This window comes from Acidimicrobiales bacterium, assembly GCA_016716005.1.
GTDB lineage: Bacteria > Actinomycetota > Acidimicrobiia > Acidimicrobiales > JADJXE01 > JADJXE01.
The window spans coordinates 3,446,993-3,462,922 of the sequence record JADJXE010000001.1; the positions used below are offsets into that span (position 1 = coordinate 3,446,993).

Annotated in this window: 17 protein-coding genes; 14 read left to right on the top strand and 3 right to left on the bottom strand. The window is 76.9% G+C overall.

Features of this window, described 5'->3' with window-relative positions:
- The first annotated feature begins 3 nt into the window (after positions 1-3).
- From IPM45_16730 to IPM45_16785, 12 genes are all read left to right on the top strand, one after another.
- Complete coding sequence (locus tag IPM45_16730; protein ID MBK9181173.1) at positions 4-222, top strand: hypothetical protein; 219 nt, start codon at positions 4-6, stop codon at positions 220-222.
- Entirely contained in the window at positions 162-1,631 is a 1,470-nt protein-coding gene (locus IPM45_16735) for an NYN domain-containing protein (protein MBK9181174.1), read from the top strand. Before IPM45_16730 ends, IPM45_16735 begins: the two co-directional genes overlap by 61 nt.
- 202 nt (positions 1,632-1,833) lie before the next feature.
- Entirely contained in the window at positions 1,834-2,043 is a 210-nt protein-coding gene (locus tag IPM45_16740) for a hypothetical protein (protein ID MBK9181175.1), read from the top strand.
- A gap of 57 nt (positions 2,044-2,100) precedes the next feature.
- Entirely contained in the window at positions 2,101-3,231 is a 1,131-nt protein-coding gene (queG, locus tag IPM45_16745) for a tRNA epoxyqueuosine(34) reductase QueG (protein MBK9181176.1), read from the top strand.
- Positions 3,228-4,349, top strand: coding sequence for a glycosyltransferase family 4 protein (locus IPM45_16750; GenBank protein MBK9181177.1), 1,122 nt, complete (start codon positions 3,228-3,230; stop codon positions 4,347-4,349). The genes queG and IPM45_16750 overlap by 4 nt, the downstream gene beginning before the upstream one ends.
- A 62-nt stretch (positions 4,350-4,411) precedes the next feature.
- Entirely contained in the window at positions 4,412-4,933 is a 522-nt protein-coding gene (locus IPM45_16755) for a hypothetical protein (GenBank protein MBK9181178.1), read from the top strand.
- 81 nt (positions 4,934-5,014) lie between these two features.
- Positions 5,015-5,458, top strand: a complete 444-nt coding sequence (locus IPM45_16760; protein MBK9181179.1) for an SRPBCC family protein — start codon at positions 5,015-5,017, stop codon at positions 5,456-5,458.
- Positions 5,459-5,461: 3 nt separating this feature from the next.
- Positions 5,462-5,794, top strand: coding sequence for a hypothetical protein (locus IPM45_16765; protein MBK9181180.1), 333 nt, complete (start codon positions 5,462-5,464; stop codon positions 5,792-5,794).
- A 77-nt stretch (positions 5,795-5,871) separates the two neighbouring features.
- Complete coding sequence (locus IPM45_16770) at positions 5,872-8,238, top strand: hypothetical protein (GenBank protein ID MBK9181181.1); 2,367 nt, start codon at positions 5,872-5,874, stop codon at positions 8,236-8,238.
- Positions 8,238-8,936 carry a 6-phosphogluconolactonase gene (gene pgl / locus IPM45_16775; GenBank protein ID MBK9181182.1) on the top strand — a complete coding sequence of 233 codons (699 nt, stop codon included), beginning with the start codon at positions 8,238-8,240 and terminating at the stop codon, positions 8,934-8,936. Before IPM45_16770 ends, pgl begins: the two co-directional genes overlap by 1 nt.
- A 129-nt stretch (positions 8,937-9,065) precedes the next feature.
- Positions 9,066-10,187, top strand: a complete 1,122-nt coding sequence (locus tag IPM45_16780) for a hypothetical protein (GenBank protein ID MBK9181183.1) — start codon at positions 9,066-9,068, stop codon at positions 10,185-10,187.
- 11 nt (positions 10,188-10,198) lie between these two features.
- Positions 10,199-11,158, top strand: a complete 960-nt coding sequence (locus IPM45_16785; GenBank protein ID MBK9181184.1) for an ROK family protein — start codon at positions 10,199-10,201, stop codon at positions 11,156-11,158.
- Here IPM45_16785 and IPM45_16790 read toward each other — a convergent pair.
- Positions 11,155-11,655, bottom strand: coding sequence for an inorganic diphosphatase (locus IPM45_16790; protein MBK9181185.1), 501 nt, complete (start codon positions 11,653-11,655; stop codon positions 11,155-11,157). The genes IPM45_16785 and IPM45_16790 overlap by 4 nt on opposite strands.
- A 62-nt stretch (positions 11,656-11,717) precedes the next feature.
- On the opposite strand from IPM45_16790, the gene IPM45_16795 reads away from it, so the two are divergent.
- Positions 11,718-12,902, top strand: a complete 1,185-nt coding sequence (locus IPM45_16795) for an aminotransferase class I/II-fold pyridoxal phosphate-dependent enzyme (protein MBK9181186.1) — start codon at positions 11,718-11,720, stop codon at positions 12,900-12,902.
- Here IPM45_16795 and IPM45_16800 read toward each other — a convergent pair.
- Positions 12,886-13,506: a TetR/AcrR family transcriptional regulator gene (locus IPM45_16800; protein MBK9181187.1), complete on the bottom strand. Its 621-nt coding sequence runs from the start codon at positions 13,504-13,506 to the stop codon at positions 12,886-12,888. The genes IPM45_16795 and IPM45_16800 overlap by 17 nt on opposite strands.
- Positions 13,507-13,606: 100 nt before the next feature.
- On the opposite strand from IPM45_16800, the gene IPM45_16805 reads away from it, so the two are divergent.
- Positions 13,607-14,251 carry a hypothetical protein gene (locus IPM45_16805; GenBank protein MBK9181188.1) on the top strand — a complete coding sequence of 215 codons (645 nt, stop codon included), beginning with the start codon at positions 13,607-13,609 and terminating at the stop codon, positions 14,249-14,251.
- Between the two features lie 80 nt (positions 14,252-14,331).
- Here IPM45_16805 and glpK read toward each other — a convergent pair whose 3' ends face one another.
- Entirely contained in the window at positions 14,332-15,831 is a 1,500-nt protein-coding gene (glpK, locus tag IPM45_16810; GenBank protein MBK9181189.1) for a glycerol kinase GlpK, read from the bottom strand.
- Positions 15,832-15,930 lie beyond the last annotated feature (99 nt).

Below are 15,930 nucleotides of genomic sequence, written 5' to 3' on the forward strand. Positions count from 1 at the left end.
GGCGTGCCCGCCCCCCGGTACCGCTGCACCGCCTGCGGCAACCTCACCCGCTTCGACGTCGTGGCCACGCGGCGCACGCGCGCGTTCCACCACTACTCCCTGGGTGGCGAGCTCTCCGTCGAGGACGAGACGGTCCTCTCCGAGGCGGTCGAGAGCGTCACGTGCCGGTGGTGCGGCCCGGGCTCCGTCGTCGAGGTGCTCGAGGACGAGGTCGCACCCTGAGCACGCCGGCCGCCGGTGCGGCTGCCGAGGAGCTGCTGGCCCCGGCCCTCGAGCTGGCGGTGGTCGTGGCCAGGGCCGAGCAGCAGGCCGACCCACCGGTGCCGGTGCCGGTGCCGGCCGGTCTCCGCCGCTTCGTGGGGTTCGCCCACCTGCCCGCGGCCGCCCGCCGGGCCGTCCGTCGGGTCGTGGACGACGACGGAGCCTTCCGCGAGCGGGTGGCGTCCCGCGCCACCGAGGAGCTCGTCGGCCGGGCCGGTTGGCTGTGGCTGGCGCGCCCCGACGGCTGGGGCGACGAGCTGGCCGAGCTGGTGGCCGCGGCCGCCGGCCGGGCCGAGGCCGCCGCCGTCGAGCGGGAGGAGCGCAGCGCCCGCAAGCGGGCGGAGGCGGCCGAGCAGCAGCTCGAGCGGTCCCGCTCGGCCGAGGCGCGGGCCCGGCGGGACGCCGACGAGGCCAGGGCGGCGCTGGCCGAGGAGCGCCACGCCCGGCGGGCGGCCGAGGCGCTGCGGGCGGGCCTCGAGGCTCGGTCGGCCGCAGCCGAGGCGGGCCGGGCCGACGCCGACGCTCGCGCCGCCCGGGCCGAGGAGGAGGCCCGGGGCGCCGCGGCGGGCGCGGCTGGCGCCGCCCGCGAGGCCGACGCCCTGCGTGCGCGCCTGGCCGCCGCCGAGGCGCGCGCCGAGCACCTGGAGGCCGAGCGGGCCGACCTGGCGGCCGCGCTCGACCGTGCCGCCTCCGGTCCGGCGCCGCTCGCCGGTGGGTCGGTGGCGGCGGCCCTGGCCGACGCGTCCGAGGCGGTGCACCGCCTGGCCGACGCCCTCGACGTGCTGGCCGGCCGGGCCGGGCCCGAGGGGCGGCCACCGGGTCCGGGTCCGGGTCCGGGTCCGGGCGGGCGCGCGGAGGCGCCGTCGGGCCGGACGGCCCCGGGCCCGCCGCCGCGGCGCCCACCGGGGGTGTCCCGGCGCCGGCGCCGGCCGCTCGTGCTGCCCGGGGGCGTGCTCGACGACACGCGCGAGGCGGTCGAGCACCTGCTCCGGGTCGCGGGGGTGCTGCTGCTGGTCGACGGGTACAACGTGGCCAAGCTGGGCTGGCCGGACCTGCCCCTGGGCGAGCAGCGCGGGCGCCTGCTCGACGCACTCGCCGGCGTGGCCGCCCGCACGGGGTCCGAGATCCACGTCGTGTTCGACGGCGCCGACGTGCCGGCGCCGGTCACGGAGGTGGCCCGGCCCGTCCACGTGCGGTTCTCGCCGCCGGGGGTCGAGGCCGACGACGTGCTCCTGGCGCTCGTCGACGAGGTGCCGCCGCAGCGCCCCGTCGTCGTGGCCTCCGACGACCACCGGGTGCGCGACGGGGCACGTGCCGGCGGCGCCAACACGGTGGGGGCCCGGCCCCTCCTCGACCTGCTCCGCCGCTGAGCGCCCCGAGGTCGTGCGCGCACCCCGACCCCACCGGGTGCCCCCGACCCCCGACGTCGATGACACACCCCCTGCGTACGGTGCTGATCGGGTGGAGGTGACGGTGCCACGACGGTGTCGCGAGGGCGGCACGGGGGTGGCACGACGTGATCGCACCCCGGGTCGTCGAACGGCTCCGGGTGCCGGCCAGGGAGGTCCACAGGTGGGCGACGGGTTCCGGATCGACTGCGACGAGTGCGTCATGCAGGGCACCTCGACGTGTGGCGACTGCGTCGTCACGTTCCTCTGCAACCGGGAGCCCGACGAGGCCGTGGTGATCGACGCCGACGAGGTGCGGGCGCTGCGGCTGCTGGAGCGGGCCGGCCTGGTGCCCGGCCTCCGGCACACCCGGCGCACGGGCACGCGCGCCTGATCGGTCGTGCCGGCCCGTCCGGGCGGCCGGCCCGGAGCGGCGTGCGACCATGGGCCGGTGGACGCCGCCACGCTCGCCTCCGAGGTGACCGACGCCGGCCGGGCCGCCGGGCTGGGCGCGGTCGGCATCGCGTCGGCCGAGCCCTTCACGGCGACCCGCCGCACCCTCGAGGAGCGTCGCGCCGCCGGGCTGCACGGCGGGATGGCGTTCACCTACCGCAACCCGGCCCGCGCCACCGACCCGTCGGCCACCCTGCCGGGCGCCCGGTCGCTGGTCGTCGGGGCGTGGGCTTACGACGTGCCGCTGCCGGCCCGCCCGGCCGCGGGCGGGGCCTGGGCGCGGGTGGCCCGCTACGCCTGGCACGACCACTACGGGGCCCTGCGGGGGGCGCTCGACGTGGTCGCCGGGGTGCTGCGCGGGCATGGCCACCGGGCCCGCGTGCTGGTCGACGACAACGCCCTCGTCGACCGGGCGGCCGCCCACCGGGCCGGCCTGGGCTGGTTCGGCAAGAGCGCCAACCTGCTGCTCCCGGGCCGGGGCTCGTGGTTCGTGCTCGGGTCGGTGCTGACCGATGCCGAGCTCCCCGTTGCGGCCGCGCCGGTGGCCGACGGCTGCGGGCCCTGCCGGCGGTGCCTCGACGCCTGCCCGACGGGCGCCATCGTCGCTCCCGGGGTGGTCGACGCCCGCCGGTGCCTGGCCTGGCTGCTGCAGGCCGACGGCCCCTTCCCGCGTCAGCACCGGGCGGCGCTGGGCGACCGCATCTACGGGTGCGACGACTGCCAGGAGGTGTGCCCCCCGTCGGTGCGGGCCGAGCGGGCCGGCGCGGACCGCACCCGGCCCACGGGCGTTGGGGCGGCATGGGTCGAGCTGGTCGACCTGCTCGCCGCCTCCGACGAGGAGCTGCTGGCGCGCCACGGCCGGTGGTACGTGCCGCGGCGCCAGCCCCGGTACCTGCGGCGCAACGCGCTGGTCGCCCTGGGCGCGTCGGCGGCGGGTGGCGACCCGCTGGTGGCCGGCGCGCTGCGCGCCGCGCTGGCCGACGCCGACCAGCTCGTGCGCGCCCACGCGGTGTGGGCCGCGGCCCGGCTCGGCCGCGGGGACCTGCTCCGGGCGATGGCGGCCGACCCCGACCCGGACGTGCGGGCCGAGCTCGCGGCCGCGGGCCGGGCCACCGGGGCCGCCCCGTGAGCCACCTGCTCGTCACCAACGACTTCCCGCCCAAGCACGGGGGGATCCAGAGCTACCTGTGGGAGCTCTGGCGGCGCCTGCCGTCGGGTGAGGTCACGGTGCTCACCACGCCGTACGCCGGCGCGGCGGTGTGGGACCGCGACCAGCCCTTCGCGGTGGCGCGCACCCGCGAGCCCGTGCTCGTGCCCACCCCCGGGCTGGCCCGGCGCATCGACCGCCTCGCCGACCGGGTGGGCGCGTCGCTCGTGCTGCTCGACCCGGCCCTGCCGCTCGGGCTGGTGGGCCCGGCGCTGCGCCACCCCTACGGCCTCGTCCTCCACGGCGCCGAGGTCACGGTGCCGCGCCGCCTGCCCGGCACCCGGCTCGTGCTGCGACACGTGTTGCGGGGGGCTCGCCTGGTGGTGGCCGCCGGCGGCTACCCCGCGGCCGAGGCCGAGCGGGCCGCCGGCTGCCCGCTGCCGGTCGTGGTGGTGCCGCCGGGGGTCGACGTCGAGCGCTTCCGCCCGCTCGACCCGGCCGAGCGGCGGGCGGCCAGGGTCGGCGCCGGCCTCCCTCCCGAGGGGCCCCTGGTGACGAGCGTGAGCCGCCTGGTGCCCCGCAAGGGCATGGACGTGCTGATCGAGGCAGCCGCCCGGTTGGGCCGAGCCCGGCCCGACCTGGTGGTCGCCATCGCGGGAGGCGGCCGGGACCGCGGGCGCCTCGAGCGGCTCGTCGCTCGCACGGGGGCGCCGGTGCGCTTCCTCGGGCGGGTCCCCGACGAGCAGCTGCCGGCCGTCTACGGCGCCGGCGACGTGTTCGCCATGCTGTGCCGCAACCGGTGGGCCGGCCTGGAGCAGGAGGGCTTCGGGATCGTGTTCCTCGAGGCCGCGGCCTGCGGCGTGCCCCAGGTCGCAGGGTCGAGCGGGGGTGCGGCCGAGGCCGTGGAGCACGGGGTCACCGGGCTGGTGGTCGACGAGCCCGGCCGCGTGGAGCGGGTGGCCGTCGCCCTCGCCTCCGTGCTCGACGACCCGGATCGGCGGGACCGCCTCGGCCGTGCCGCTCGCCTCCGGGTCGAGCGCGCCTTCTCGTACGACGGGCTGGCGCAGCGGCTGGCCGAGGCGTTGGCAGCCGTCCCCTGACCGGCGCCGACCTTCCCGGCCCGGCTTCCACCGGCGGCCCGCCGGCTGAGAAGATGGGTCCCGTGGCCCTGGCCGATCCCCATCCGAGCGCCGCGCCGCCCGGCCGCCCGCCGCTGGCCGCGCTGGCGGGCCGCGGCCGCGGCATCGTGCGCGCATCCTGGGCCGGGACGGCCGTGTTCACGCTCACGGCGGTGGCGGCTGCCATCGCCCCGGGGGCCCTCACCGCCGTCGCCGTCGCCGTCGCCCTGGCCCTCTTCGCGGCCGGCTGCGTGGTCTTCCTGTGGGCCTACGCCATCGCGGTGGGTCGGAGCCGCACCGACGCCATCGGCATCGGTGGCCTCTTCTTCCTGGCCGGCAGCGCACCCCGGGCGGCGCAGCTGCACCTGATGGGCTCGTTCGGCGTCGAGGTGGTGGTGGCCCTGACCACCGCCGCACTGCGCCCCTTCACGGGCCTGGCCTTCGGCACCCTCGTCCCGGTCTTCGGTCTCGGTCTGGCCGGGCTCTGGGGGGCACGCCACGGCACGTTCGGGCCCCGCGCCGCGCCGGCGCAGGTGCCGGCGCCGGCCTCGGCCGAGGACGGCTGAGCCGGTGGTGCGACGCAGGGTGCCGCGAACGCGCGCACAATCTCTCCGGCCCGGACCCCACCGGCCGAGGGAGAGGTCCCGATGACCGACCAGGCGACCCTGCGCACCACGATCGACGCCGCGCCCGAGCGCTGCTTCGCGGTCGCCGTCGACCTGGAGCGCTACCCGACGTGGGCGCGCGACGTGAAGCAGGTCGCGGTGCTGGCCCGGGACGAGGCCGGCCGCCCGCTCGACGTCGAGTTCCGGGCGGCCGCCATGGGGCGGAGCACGCGGTACGTGCTGCGGTACGACTACGCCGAGGCGCCCCGCCGCCTGAGCTGGCGGCTCCTCGAGGGCGACATCATGGGCCGCCTCGACGGCACGTACCAGTTCGACCCGGCCGCGGGCCGGCCCGACGCCACCGACGTCACCTACCACCTGGTGGTCGAGCTCGTCACCCCCCTGCCGGCGTTCGTGAAGCGCCGGGCCGAGGCCCGGATCGTGAACACCGCGCTGCGCGAGCTCAGGGCGCAGGCGGAGGCCTGACCCGTGACCACTCCCGGCACCGACGAGCCCGGTGACCGGCCGGGGGCCGCCGTCGCCCAGTGGGTGGCGATGGAGGTCATCGCCGCGGCCCGCGGCGTGCTCGACGCGGCCGAGCAGCTGGTGCGCGACCCGGAGCAGGCGGCCCGCCTGGCCGCGGTGCTCCCCGACCTGGTGCGCTCGGGCATGCAGGTGATCGCCGGGATGGCGGCCCCTCCTGCGTCGCCGGCCGCCGCTGGGGCTCAACCTTCCGCCCAGCCGGCCGACGGGACCGGGGAGGTCGACGGCCCACCGGACGCGCCACCCGGGGGTGCCGGCGCACCCTCGGCCGCGGGCTGACCGGCCCCGGTCTCGGCTGCGGGCAGGCGGTACCCTGCGGGGGCCGGCCCGGCCCCGGTGGCGACGAGGTCGATGACATGAGGCTGCTCGAACTGCGTGCACCCGGCGACCCGCCGCTCCTCGTGCCGCTCCACCCCCGTGTCACCGTGGTGACCGGGCTCACGCCAGCCGAGCGCGCTCGGCTGGTGGACGCCCTCGACACCCTGCGCACGACCCGTGGGGCGGGGCTGGGCGGGGTGGTCGAGGCCCACGGTGTGCTGTTCGACCTGGCGCCCGTCACGCTCGACCTGCTCGACGTCCCCGCCGACCTCGACCTGGTCGTGCGGGCCGGCGAGCTGCCCGGAGCGGTCGACGCCGAGCGCGACCGGGCCCGCGCCGCGCTCGAGCGGGAGGTGGCCGAGGCCGTCGCCCGCCAGGAGCGGGCCCGGGGTGCGCTGGACGAGGCGGGCGAGGCCCGTCGCGCCGCCGAGGCCGCAGCAGCCGCCCCCCCACCGTCCCCGGGAGCCACGGGTCGGGCCGCCGAGGCGGCCTCGGCGGCGCTGGCGGGTCTGCGCGCCCAGCTCGAGCGCTGCCGGGCCGATCGGGCCAGGGCCGAGGCCTCCCTGCTGGGTGCCGAGCCCCCCGCCGACGATCCCGCCGCCGCCCGCGCCGCCCTCGTGCAGGCCGAGGCCGACGTCACCAGGCTCGAGGCGGAGCTGGCCGAGGCCCGCCGCGAGCTGGCCGCGCACGACGACGCCGCGCTCGCCGCGCCCGGGCCCGGGCCCGGCCCCGGTGAGCCGGCGGCCGCGACCGGGGCCGAGCTGGAGACCGAGCGCGGCGCCGTCGCCGCGGAGCTCGAGCGGGCCCGCTCCGCCGAGGCCGCGTCCGGGCCGGTCCGCGAGGCCCTCGACGCGGTGCTGGGCGCGCGGAGCGGCCCCGACCCGGTGGCGGTCGCGGAGCTGGCCGAGGAGTGGCGGCAGCTGCTCGAGGCGGGCGATGGCGAAGCCGCCGATGTCGATCCGTCGGCCAGGCTCGAGGCGGCCCGGGCCCGTGCGGCCACGGCCGCCGGCGACGTGGCCGCCCTGGAGGGCGAGGTCCGCCCGGCCCGCATGACCGTTGAGGAGCGAGCCGCCCTCGACCAGGCCCACGAGGCCGTCATCGTCGCCCAGGAGCGGGTCGACCGCAGCCTGGTGAAGGGTCGTCCCCGGCGCGAGCTGGAGGAGGTCCGGCGCGTCGAGCAGGAGCTGCTGTCGCGGTTCGGCTTCGGGTCGTACAGCGACTACCTGCTCAGCGGGTCCATGGTGCAGACCGATCCCGCCGCCGAGTTCCGCCTGGCGACGGCCAAGGGCGAGCTGGCCTCGGCCCAGGAGGAGCTGGACGCCCTGCTGGCCGGGCCGGCGCCGGGCGGCGAGCTCGCCCGGTGGCGGGCCGACCTCGAGGCCCGGACCGCGGCGCTGCTCGGTCACGACCCCGGCCCGGATCCCCTGGCAGCGCTGACCGACACCCGCCGGTCGCTCGAGCAGCACGAGGCCGAGCTGGCCGACACGCTCCGCCGGGCCGGCGCCGGCCCGTCCGACGGCGACCCGGTGGCTGCGGCCAGGCTCTGGCTGGGCGAGCGTGACGCGGCCCGCTCCGTGACAGAGCTCGAGGCCGAGCTGGCGGCCCTCGACCGGCGGGCCGCAGCGCCCCCACCCGCGCCCGTGGCCGGCCCTTCGCCCGACGAGCAGGCGCGGGCCGCCCTGGTCACCCGGATCGCCGCCCTCGAGGTCTCGCTGGACGAGCAAGAGGCGGTGCGGCGCGAGCTGGCGGCGCGCGTCGGCCGGCCCGACCGGTCGGGCTGGGGCCCGAACGTGGTGCCGGGCCCGTGGGTGACGGGTGGGCCACCCGGGCCCCCGCCCGCAGAGCCGGCGGCAGCCGACGAGCGGATCGCCGCGCTCCAGGCTGCGGTGGCCGCCGAGGCCGAGGCGACGGCCACGCTGCGCGCCGCCGAAGCCGATCTGGCGCCCCTCGCCGGAGCAGCTGCCGCCGGCTCGCCCGGCCGGGCGGCGGGCGAGCGGTCCGATCCCGCAGCCGAGCTGGCGGCGGCGCTGGCGGCCGAGGCCGGTGCGGCGCGGGTGCTGGCCGATGTCGCAGCCGTGCGCCGGGCGGTGGAGGCGCAGCTGGAGGAGCTGCGCTCGCTCCCCGCGGAGGTCGAGCCGGTCGAGGCGGAGGACATCGAGTACTACCTGCTGACGCGCCTCGCAGGGCAGCGGGGGGTGTCGTACGCCGGCTCCGCCCCGCTGGTGATCGACGACATCCTCGGCGTGCTCGACGCCGTGGACGTGGTTCGGGTGCTCGACCGGCTCGAGCGGATGGCCGACTCGGTGCAGCTCGTCCTGCTGAGCGACCGCCCCGAGCTGGTGGGATGGGCCAAGCGGCTCCCGGCCGACCGGGCCGCGCTGGTCGCGGTGCGGGCGGCGGCCTAGTGCTCCCGCTCGAGGTGCGGGCCAGCGCCGACGCCGCATCGTTGGCCGCCGCCGCCGCCCACCTGCTGGCCGTCGAGCTCCGCGGTGCCGTGGCTGCGCGCGGGCAGGCGACGATGGCCGTGAGCGGCGGCACCACGCCCTGGGCGATGCTGGCCGAGCTGGTCCGGTGCGAGGTGCCCTGGGAGGCCGTCCACCTGTTCCAGGTCGACGAGCGCGTCGCCCCCGACGGCGACGCCGATCGGAACCTGACCGCCCTGCAGTCGGCGCTGCTCGACCGGGCGCCGATCCCGCCCGAGCACGTGCACCCCATGCCCGTCACCAGCCCCGATCTGCGGGCCGCGGCGGCGGCCTACGCCGACGAGCTCGCCGCCGTGTGTGGCGAGGGCGGCGCGCTCGACGTCGTCCACCTCGGCCTGGGCGACGACGGGCACACCGCGTCGTGGCCTCCCGGCGATCCCGTGATCGACGTGACCGACGCCGACGTCGCCGTCGTCGGGCCCTACCGGGGTCACCTGCGCCTCACCCTCACGCTGCCGGTGGTGAATCGGGCCGTCCGGGTGCTCTGGCTGGTGAGCGGGGCGGCCAAGGTGCCCGCCCTGCGGGGGCTGCTCGACGGCGACCTCGCCCTGCCGGCCGCGCACGTGCGGCGGGCCGCCGCCGTCGTGCTCGCCGATCGTGACGCGCTGGGCGAGCCCTGAGCGGACGCGAGATCACGGTCGAGCGATCGGGGCGTCAGGCGTACGATGCAATCGGGGCCCGGGGACCCACCGGTCGCCGATCCCCGTCGAGGGCTCCGGGCCGCGCCGCCCGGGGCGGAGGAGGGAGCCATGCCCGTGATCAGCGAGGATGCGGTCCGCGAGCTCGCCTCTCTGAAGGGGGAGAACGGGCCGGTCACGTCGTGCTACCTCGACGTGGACGGCAGCCGGTACCTCGGGCACCACGACTACCAGCGTCAGCTCGACCTGATGCTGCGTCGGGTCCGCTCGAAGCCCGGTCTGGGGTCGGCGGTCGCCGCCGATCTCGACCGCATCGAGGCCCACGTCCGGCGCGGCGTCGAGCGGGCGCACGTGCGGGGGCTCGCGATCTTCGCCTGCTCGGCCGACGGGCTGTGGCGGGTGTTCGAGCTCCCCGTCCCCGTCTACAGCCAGATCGTGGTCAACCACAGCCCCTACGTGCGTCAGCTCGAGCTGCTCGTCGACGAGTACGAGCGCTTCGGGCTGCTGCTGGCCGACAAGCAGCGGGCGCGGATGTTCGTGTTCGAGCTGGGCGAGCTGATCGACCGCAGCGAGCTGCTCGACGAGCTGCCCCGCGAGTTCGACGACAACCGGGGGCACTTCTGGAAGACCCACCAGCAGAGCCAGCTCGACGAGGCGACCCTCCAGCACCTGCGGCACGCGGCCGCGGTGGCGTTCCACGTCTTCCAGGGGAACGGCGGGTTCGATCGCTTCCTGCTCGGCGGCACGCCAGAGGTCACCGGCGACCTCGAGCGCCTGCTCCACCCGTACCTCCGGGAGCGGCTCGTCGACCACGTGCAGGTGCCGGTGAACGCCTCCCTCGACCAGATCCGCAGGGCCGCCCACGAGGCCGAGGAGCGGGTCGAGCGCCGGCGGGAGGCGGAGCTCGTAGCTCGCCTGCGTGACGCCGCGGGAGCCGGCCGCAAGGGCGTCGCCGGCCTCGATGCCACGCTCAAGGCGCTGGTGCAGCGCCGTGTCGAGTACCTGCTCGTGTCGCAGGGCTTCACCGCTCCGGGCTGGCGCTGCGAGGCGTGCGGCCATCTCGGGATGTTGGGCCGCGCCTGCCCGGGCTGCGGCGAGCAGATGGCCCACGTGGAGGACGTGGTCGAGGAGGCCGTCGAGGAGGCGCTGGCCCAGCACTGCAAGCTCGAGATCTGCGTGGGCAACGCCGACCTCGACGTGCTCGGGCGCATCGGCGCCCTCCTGCGCTTCTAGCCAGCCACCCCGTGCCTGCGCGGGCGGTCCCCACCGCCGGGCTCGACGTCGGCGGCACGAAGTGCCTGGGCGTCCTGCTGGACGCGGACGACCGGGTGCTGGTCGAGCGCCGGGTCCCCACACCCCCCGGCATCGACGCGCTCCTCGATGCCCTCGCCGAGCTGGTGGAGGCCCTCACCGCCGGGGGCGGCCCGGCCGGCGCGGTGGGGGTCGGCCTGCCCGGCCTGGTCGACGGGTCGGGCTGCCTGCGGTTCGCCGCGCACCTGCCCGGCGTGGTCGACGTGCCGTTCACAGCGCTGCTCGGCCAGCGGCTAGGCGTGCCCGTGGTCACCGAGAACGACGCCACCTGCGCCACGGCCGCCGAGTGGCGACTCGGCGCCGGCCGGGGCGTCGACGACCTCGTGCTCGTCACGCTGGGCACCGGGATCGGGGCCGGCCTCGTGGCCGGCGGCGCGGTGCAGATCGGCGCGCACGGGTTCGCCGGCGAGCCCGGCCACATGGTCGTCCAGGCCGACGGCCCCCCGTGCGACTGCGGGGGCCGCGGGCACTGGGAGGTGTTCGCCTCGGGTCGCGGCCTCGGCCGCCTGGGCCGCGACGCCGCCGAGGCCGGCCGGGCCGACGCGGTGCTGGCCGCGGCGGGCGGGGAGCCGGACGCGATCCGCGGCGAGCACGTGGTGGCCGCGGCCCGCGCCGGCGACGCCGGGGCGGCTGCGGTCATCGACCGCTTCAGCTGGTGGATCGCGCTGGGGCTGGCGAACCTGGCGGACGTGCTCGACCCCGCCCTCTTCGTGCTGGGCGGCGGGCTGGTGGCCGACGCCGATCTCCTGCTCGACCCCGTCCGCGCTCACTTCCACGGGCACGTGATGGCCCAGACGCACCGACCCGAGGCCCCCATCGTGGCCGCGACGCTCGGGGAGCGGGCCGGGGCGATCGGCGCGGCGACGGAGGCCCGGCGGGCCCTGTCGCCCTAGCCCGGGTAGCGGGCGCGGGCGGCCCGGATCTCGCGCCAGGCCGCCTCGCGACCCTCGTAGCCAGCGGTCGACGACGTCTTGTCGTGCTCGAGCATCTTGTAGACGTCGAAGAAGTGCTTGATCTCCTCGAGCAGCTGGGGCGAGAGGCCGCTGAGGTCGTCGATCCCGCTCCAGCGGGGCTCGCTGGGTGGGACGCAGATGACCTTGGCGTCCGGTCCGGCCTCGTCCTCCATCCAGAGCACGCCCACCGGGCGGGCCTCGACCCAGCAGCCCGGGAACGTCGGGTCCTCGAGCAGGACCAGGGCGTCGAGCGGGTCGCCGTCCTCGCCGAGCGTGTCGGGCACGAAGCCGTAGTCGGCCGGGTAGACGGTTGCGGTGAACAGGCGCCGGTCGAGCCGGAGCACGTGGCGCTCGTGGTCGTACTCGTACTTGTTGCGGCTCCCCCGGGGGATCTCGATCACGACGTCGATGGTCTCGTCTTCCACGACCGTGATCATGCCGCCTGCCCGAGGGTGGGACCGCACCGGCGCCGCGGTGACCGCCGGGTAACCTCGACCACATGGAGTTCCGCCGCATCACGGGCCTGCCGCCGTACGTGTTCTCGATCATCAACAACCTGAAGATCGAGGCACGCCGAGCGGGCGCCGACGTGATCGACCTGGGGTTCGGCAACCCCGACATCCCCTCGCCCGAGATCGCCGTCGAGAAGCTCGCCGAGGCGGCCCGCAACCCTCGCAACCACCGCTACTCGATGAGCAAGGGCATCCCCAAGCTCCGCGAGGCCCTCGGCAACCTGTACCTGCGCAAGTGGGGCGTCGAGCTCGACACCGAGACGGAGATCTCCAACACGATCGGCGCCAAGGAGGGCCTCTCGCACCTCATGTGGGTGCTGCTCGGCCCCGGCGACGCCGCGGTGGTGCCCAGCCCCAGCTACCCGATCCACATCTACGCGCCCCTGTTCGCCGGCGCCGACGTGCGAGAGGTGCCGATGGGCACCGGTGGCGACTTCTTCGAGCGCCTGCTCGAGGCGTGGCAGCGGGGCTGGCCGCGGCCCCGGGTGATCGTGCTGTCGTTCCCGCACAACCCCACCACCGAGTGCGTCGACCTCTCGTTCATGCAGCGGGTCGTCGACTTCGCCCGCGAGCACGAGGTGATCCTCGTCCACGACTTCGCGTACGCCGACCTGGGTTTCGACGGCTACCAGCCGCCGTCGATCCTGCAGGCCGAGGGGGCCAAGGACGTGGCCGTCGAGCTGTACTCGATGACCAAGAGCTTCTCCATGGCCGGGTGGCGGGTGGCCTTCATGTCCGGCAACGCCGAGGTGATCGCCGCGCTGGCCAAGCTGAAGAGCTACCTCGACTACGGCACCTTCCAGCCCATCCAGATCGCGGCGACGGTCACCATGAACGAGGCGCCCGACTTCCCGAAGCTCGTCAACGAGGTCTACCAGAGCCGCCGCAACGTGCTCTGCGACGGGCTCAACCGCATCGGCTGGGAGATCGAGCGCCCCCAGGGCACCATGTTCGTGTGGGCGCAGATCCCCGAGCCCTACCGAGGCATGGGATCGCTCGAGTTCGCGTCGTACCTGGTGCGCGAGGCCGAGGTGGCGACCTCGCCCGGCATGGGCTTCGGCCCCGGCGGCGAGGGCTACGTGCGGTTCGCGCTGATCGAGAACGAGCAGCGCACCGGCCAGGCGGTGCGCAACCTCAGGCGGGTCCTCACCGAGCTCACCCCCCCGGCGTAGCCGCTCCCGGCGCAGGTCGGGTGCCGAGCAGGCCCTCGAGGCAGAAGGCGACGGCGCTGTCGGCGACCTCGTCGGCGGGCTCGCCCCGCTCGTGGAGGAACACCCGGGCCAGCTGGGCCGTGACGCCCAGCACCGCGTGGGCCAGCACCGCCGGGTCGTCGTCGCGGATGCGCCCCTCGACGATGCCCTCCTTGATGTGGCGCACGGCATCGCTCACCGCGACGTCCTGGCCCCGGCGCACGGCCGGGGCGAAGCGCTCCTCGGTCGCCGCGAACTGGAACAGGGTGACCAGCTGGCGGTGCTCGGCCCACCACGCCAGCGACGCCCGGATGCCCCGCTCGATCCGCACCACAGGGTCGGGCTCGTCGCCGATCGCCCGCTGCTGGCGCCGCCGGAGGTCGTGCTGCGCCTCCTTCAGCACCGCCAGGAGGAGGTCGTCCTTGCTCTGGAAGTACCAGTAGAAGACGCCCTTGCCGACGCCGAGGCCCTCCACGATCTCGGCCACCGACGTCGGGTGGTAGCCGCTCTCGGCGAAGCGCGCCGCCGCGTAGTCCATGAGCTGGCGCCGGCGCGCCTCGCCCCGAGCGGTGAGGCGGCGCTCCATCGAGGGAACCGTAGGCAGGCTTGACCGCGCGGTCAAGAACCGGATCGGGGCCTCGGGGCGCGAAACCGCCTGTTCACACCGGCCGTCTACCGTGCACGGCGTGGAGCTGTTCGTGGTCCGGCTCTGGCTGCCCGACCGGCCCGGGGCCCTCGGGGCGGTCGCGAGCCGGATCGGCGCGGTGCGCGGCGACGTGGTCGGCATCGACATCCTCGAGCGGGGCGCGGGACGGGCCATCGACGAGCTGGTCGTCGGCCTGCCCGACCCGTCGCTGGTCGACCTGCTGGTCGCCGAGATCGGCCAGGTGGACGGGGTGGACGTCGAGGACGTGCGGCCCCAGGCCGGGCCCCTCCGGGATCACCGGCTCGAGGCGCTCGAGAGCGCGGCCCGGCTCGTCGAGACCAGCGATCCGCCCGACCTGCTCCAGTCCCTCTGCGCCGAGGTCCGCCGCGACTACGACGCCGACTGGACCGCCGTGGTCGAGGCCGGCGCCGAGCAGGTCCGCCAGTCCGCGGGCGATGCGCCGTCGGCGGCCTGGCTGGGCGCCTTCGTGCACGGGAGCCGCTCGTCGGAGGTCGTCGCGTCCGGCCAGGCCGGCCCCGAGGACGTCGTCTTCGCCGGGCTCCCGCGAGCGGGCCTCGAGCTCGTGGTCGGCCGCGACGGCCGGCCGTTCCGGGCCCGCGAGCGCCGCGAGGTGGCTGCGCTGGCGCGCATCGCCGACCGGCGCTGGGCCGAGCTGACCGGGTGACGGCCCCGGCTGCGGGCCGGGCCGAGCGGGTGACGGGCCGACCGGGTGACGGGCCGACCGGGTGACGGGCCGGTGGCGGGTCATCCCTCCCAGGGCTCGCTGCCGGCCGGCTCCCAGCCGCGGGCCCGCTCGACGGCTCGGGCCCACCCGGCGTGCCGGGCGTCGGCCACCGCGGCCGGCACCGCCGGCGACACCTCCACGTCGAGCCGCCAGTTGGCGGCCACGTCGTCGAGCGAGCCCCACACGCCCTCGGCCAGGCCGGCGAGGTACGCCGCTCCCAGCGCCGTGGTCTCCTGCACCACCGGGCGGGCCACGGGGACCTGCAGCTGGTCGGCCTGGAGCTGCAGCAGGAGGTCCATCACCGAGGCGCCGCCGTCGACCCGCAGGGAGGAGATCGGGTGGCCGCCGGCGGCCGCCATGGCCTCGACCACGTCGCGCGTCTGGTACACCATCGCCTCGACCACGGCCCGGGCCAGGTGGGCACGCCCCACCCCCCGGGTCAGCCCCACGATCGTGCCGCGGGCGTAGGGATCCCACCAGGGGCTCCCGAGGCCGGTGAACGCCGGGACCAGGTAGACGCCCTCGGTGTCCGCGCAGCTGGCGGCCAGCGGCCCGATCTCGGCGGCCTCGCCGATGATGCCGAGCCCGTCGCGGAGCCACTGGACGGCGGCACCGGTGACGAAGATCGCTCCTTCGAGCGCGTACGTGGCACCCGGCACGCCGTCCAGGGTCCAGGCCACCGTGGTGAGCAGGCCCTCCACCGGCGGTGGGCACCGATCGCCCACGTTCATCAGCACGAACGAGCCGGTCCCGTAGGTGTTCTTGGTGGCGCCGGGTGCGAAGCAGGCCTGGCCGAACAGCGCGGCCTGCTGGTCGCCGGCGATGCCGCTCACCGGGATCCCCGGGGGGAGGCCGCACCCCTCGACGGTCACGCCGAAGCGTCCGCTCGAGGCTCGCACCTCGGGCAGGCAGGCCGGCGGCACGCCGAACCGCTCGCACAGCTCCGGGTCCCATGCCCGCTCCCGGATGTCGTAGAGCAGGGTGCGGCTGGCGTTGGAGGGGTCGGTGGCGTGGACCGCTCCCCCGGTGAGGTGCCACAGCACCCACGAGTCGACGGTGCCGAACGCCAGGTGCGGCCCGGCCTCCACGCCCCCCTCGCCGAGGAGCCACTCCAGCTTGGTGGCCGAGAAGTACGGGTCGAGCACCAGCCCGGTGCGCTCGCGGACGAGGGGGAGGAGGCCCTGCTCGCGCAGCTCGTCGCACCGACCCGCCGTACGGCGGTCCTGCCACACGATGGCCCGGTGCCGCGGCCGGCCGGTGCGGCGGTCCCACACCACGGTCGTCTCGCGCTGGTCGGTGACGCCGACGGCCGCGATCGGCTGGTCGAGCCCCGAGGCCAGCTCGCCGAGCGTGGTGCGCACCGCGGCCAGGATGTCGTCGGGATCGTGCTCCACCCAACCGGGCCGAGGGAAGTGCTGGGGGAACTCGCGGTAGGACCGGCCGACGACGGCGCCGGCCTCGTCGACCGCGAGCGACCGGACGCCGGTCGTCCCGGCGTCGATGGCGATGACCACGGGCATGGGTACACGGTAGGCCCCTCGTCGCCAGCGCTGTTCACGGTGCGTTCACACCGGCCCTGGCTAGGGTGAACGCCGTTCCCTAGCCAGGTGGAGGTGGCC

Bases quoted from the DNA above. Each gene is read 5' to 3' on its own strand.
- IPM45_16760 (MBK9181179.1), top strand. From the start codon at position 5,015: ATGACCGACCAGGCGACCCTGCGCACCACGATCGACGCCGCGCCCGAG.
- IPM45_16770 (MBK9181181.1), top strand. From the start codon at position 5,872: ATGAGGCTGCTCGAACTGCGTGCACCCGGCGACCCGCCGCTCCTCGTG.
- IPM45_16780 (MBK9181183.1), top strand. From the start codon at position 9,066: ATGCCCGTGATCAGCGAGGATGCGGTCCGCGAGCTCGCCTCTCTGAAG.
- IPM45_16790 (MBK9181185.1), bottom strand. From the start codon at position 11,655: ATGATCACGGTCGTGGAAGACGAGACCATCGACGTCGTGATCGAGATC.
- IPM45_16795 (MBK9181186.1), top strand. From the start codon at position 11,718: ATGGAGTTCCGCCGCATCACGGGCCTGCCGCCGTACGTGTTCTCGATC.
- IPM45_16800 (MBK9181187.1), bottom strand. From the start codon at position 13,506: ATGGAGCGCCGCCTCACCGCTCGGGGCGAGGCGCGCCGGCGCCAGCTC.
- glpK (MBK9181189.1), bottom strand. From the start codon at position 15,831: ATGCCCGTGGTCATCGCCATCGACGCCGGGACGACCGGCGTCCGGTCG.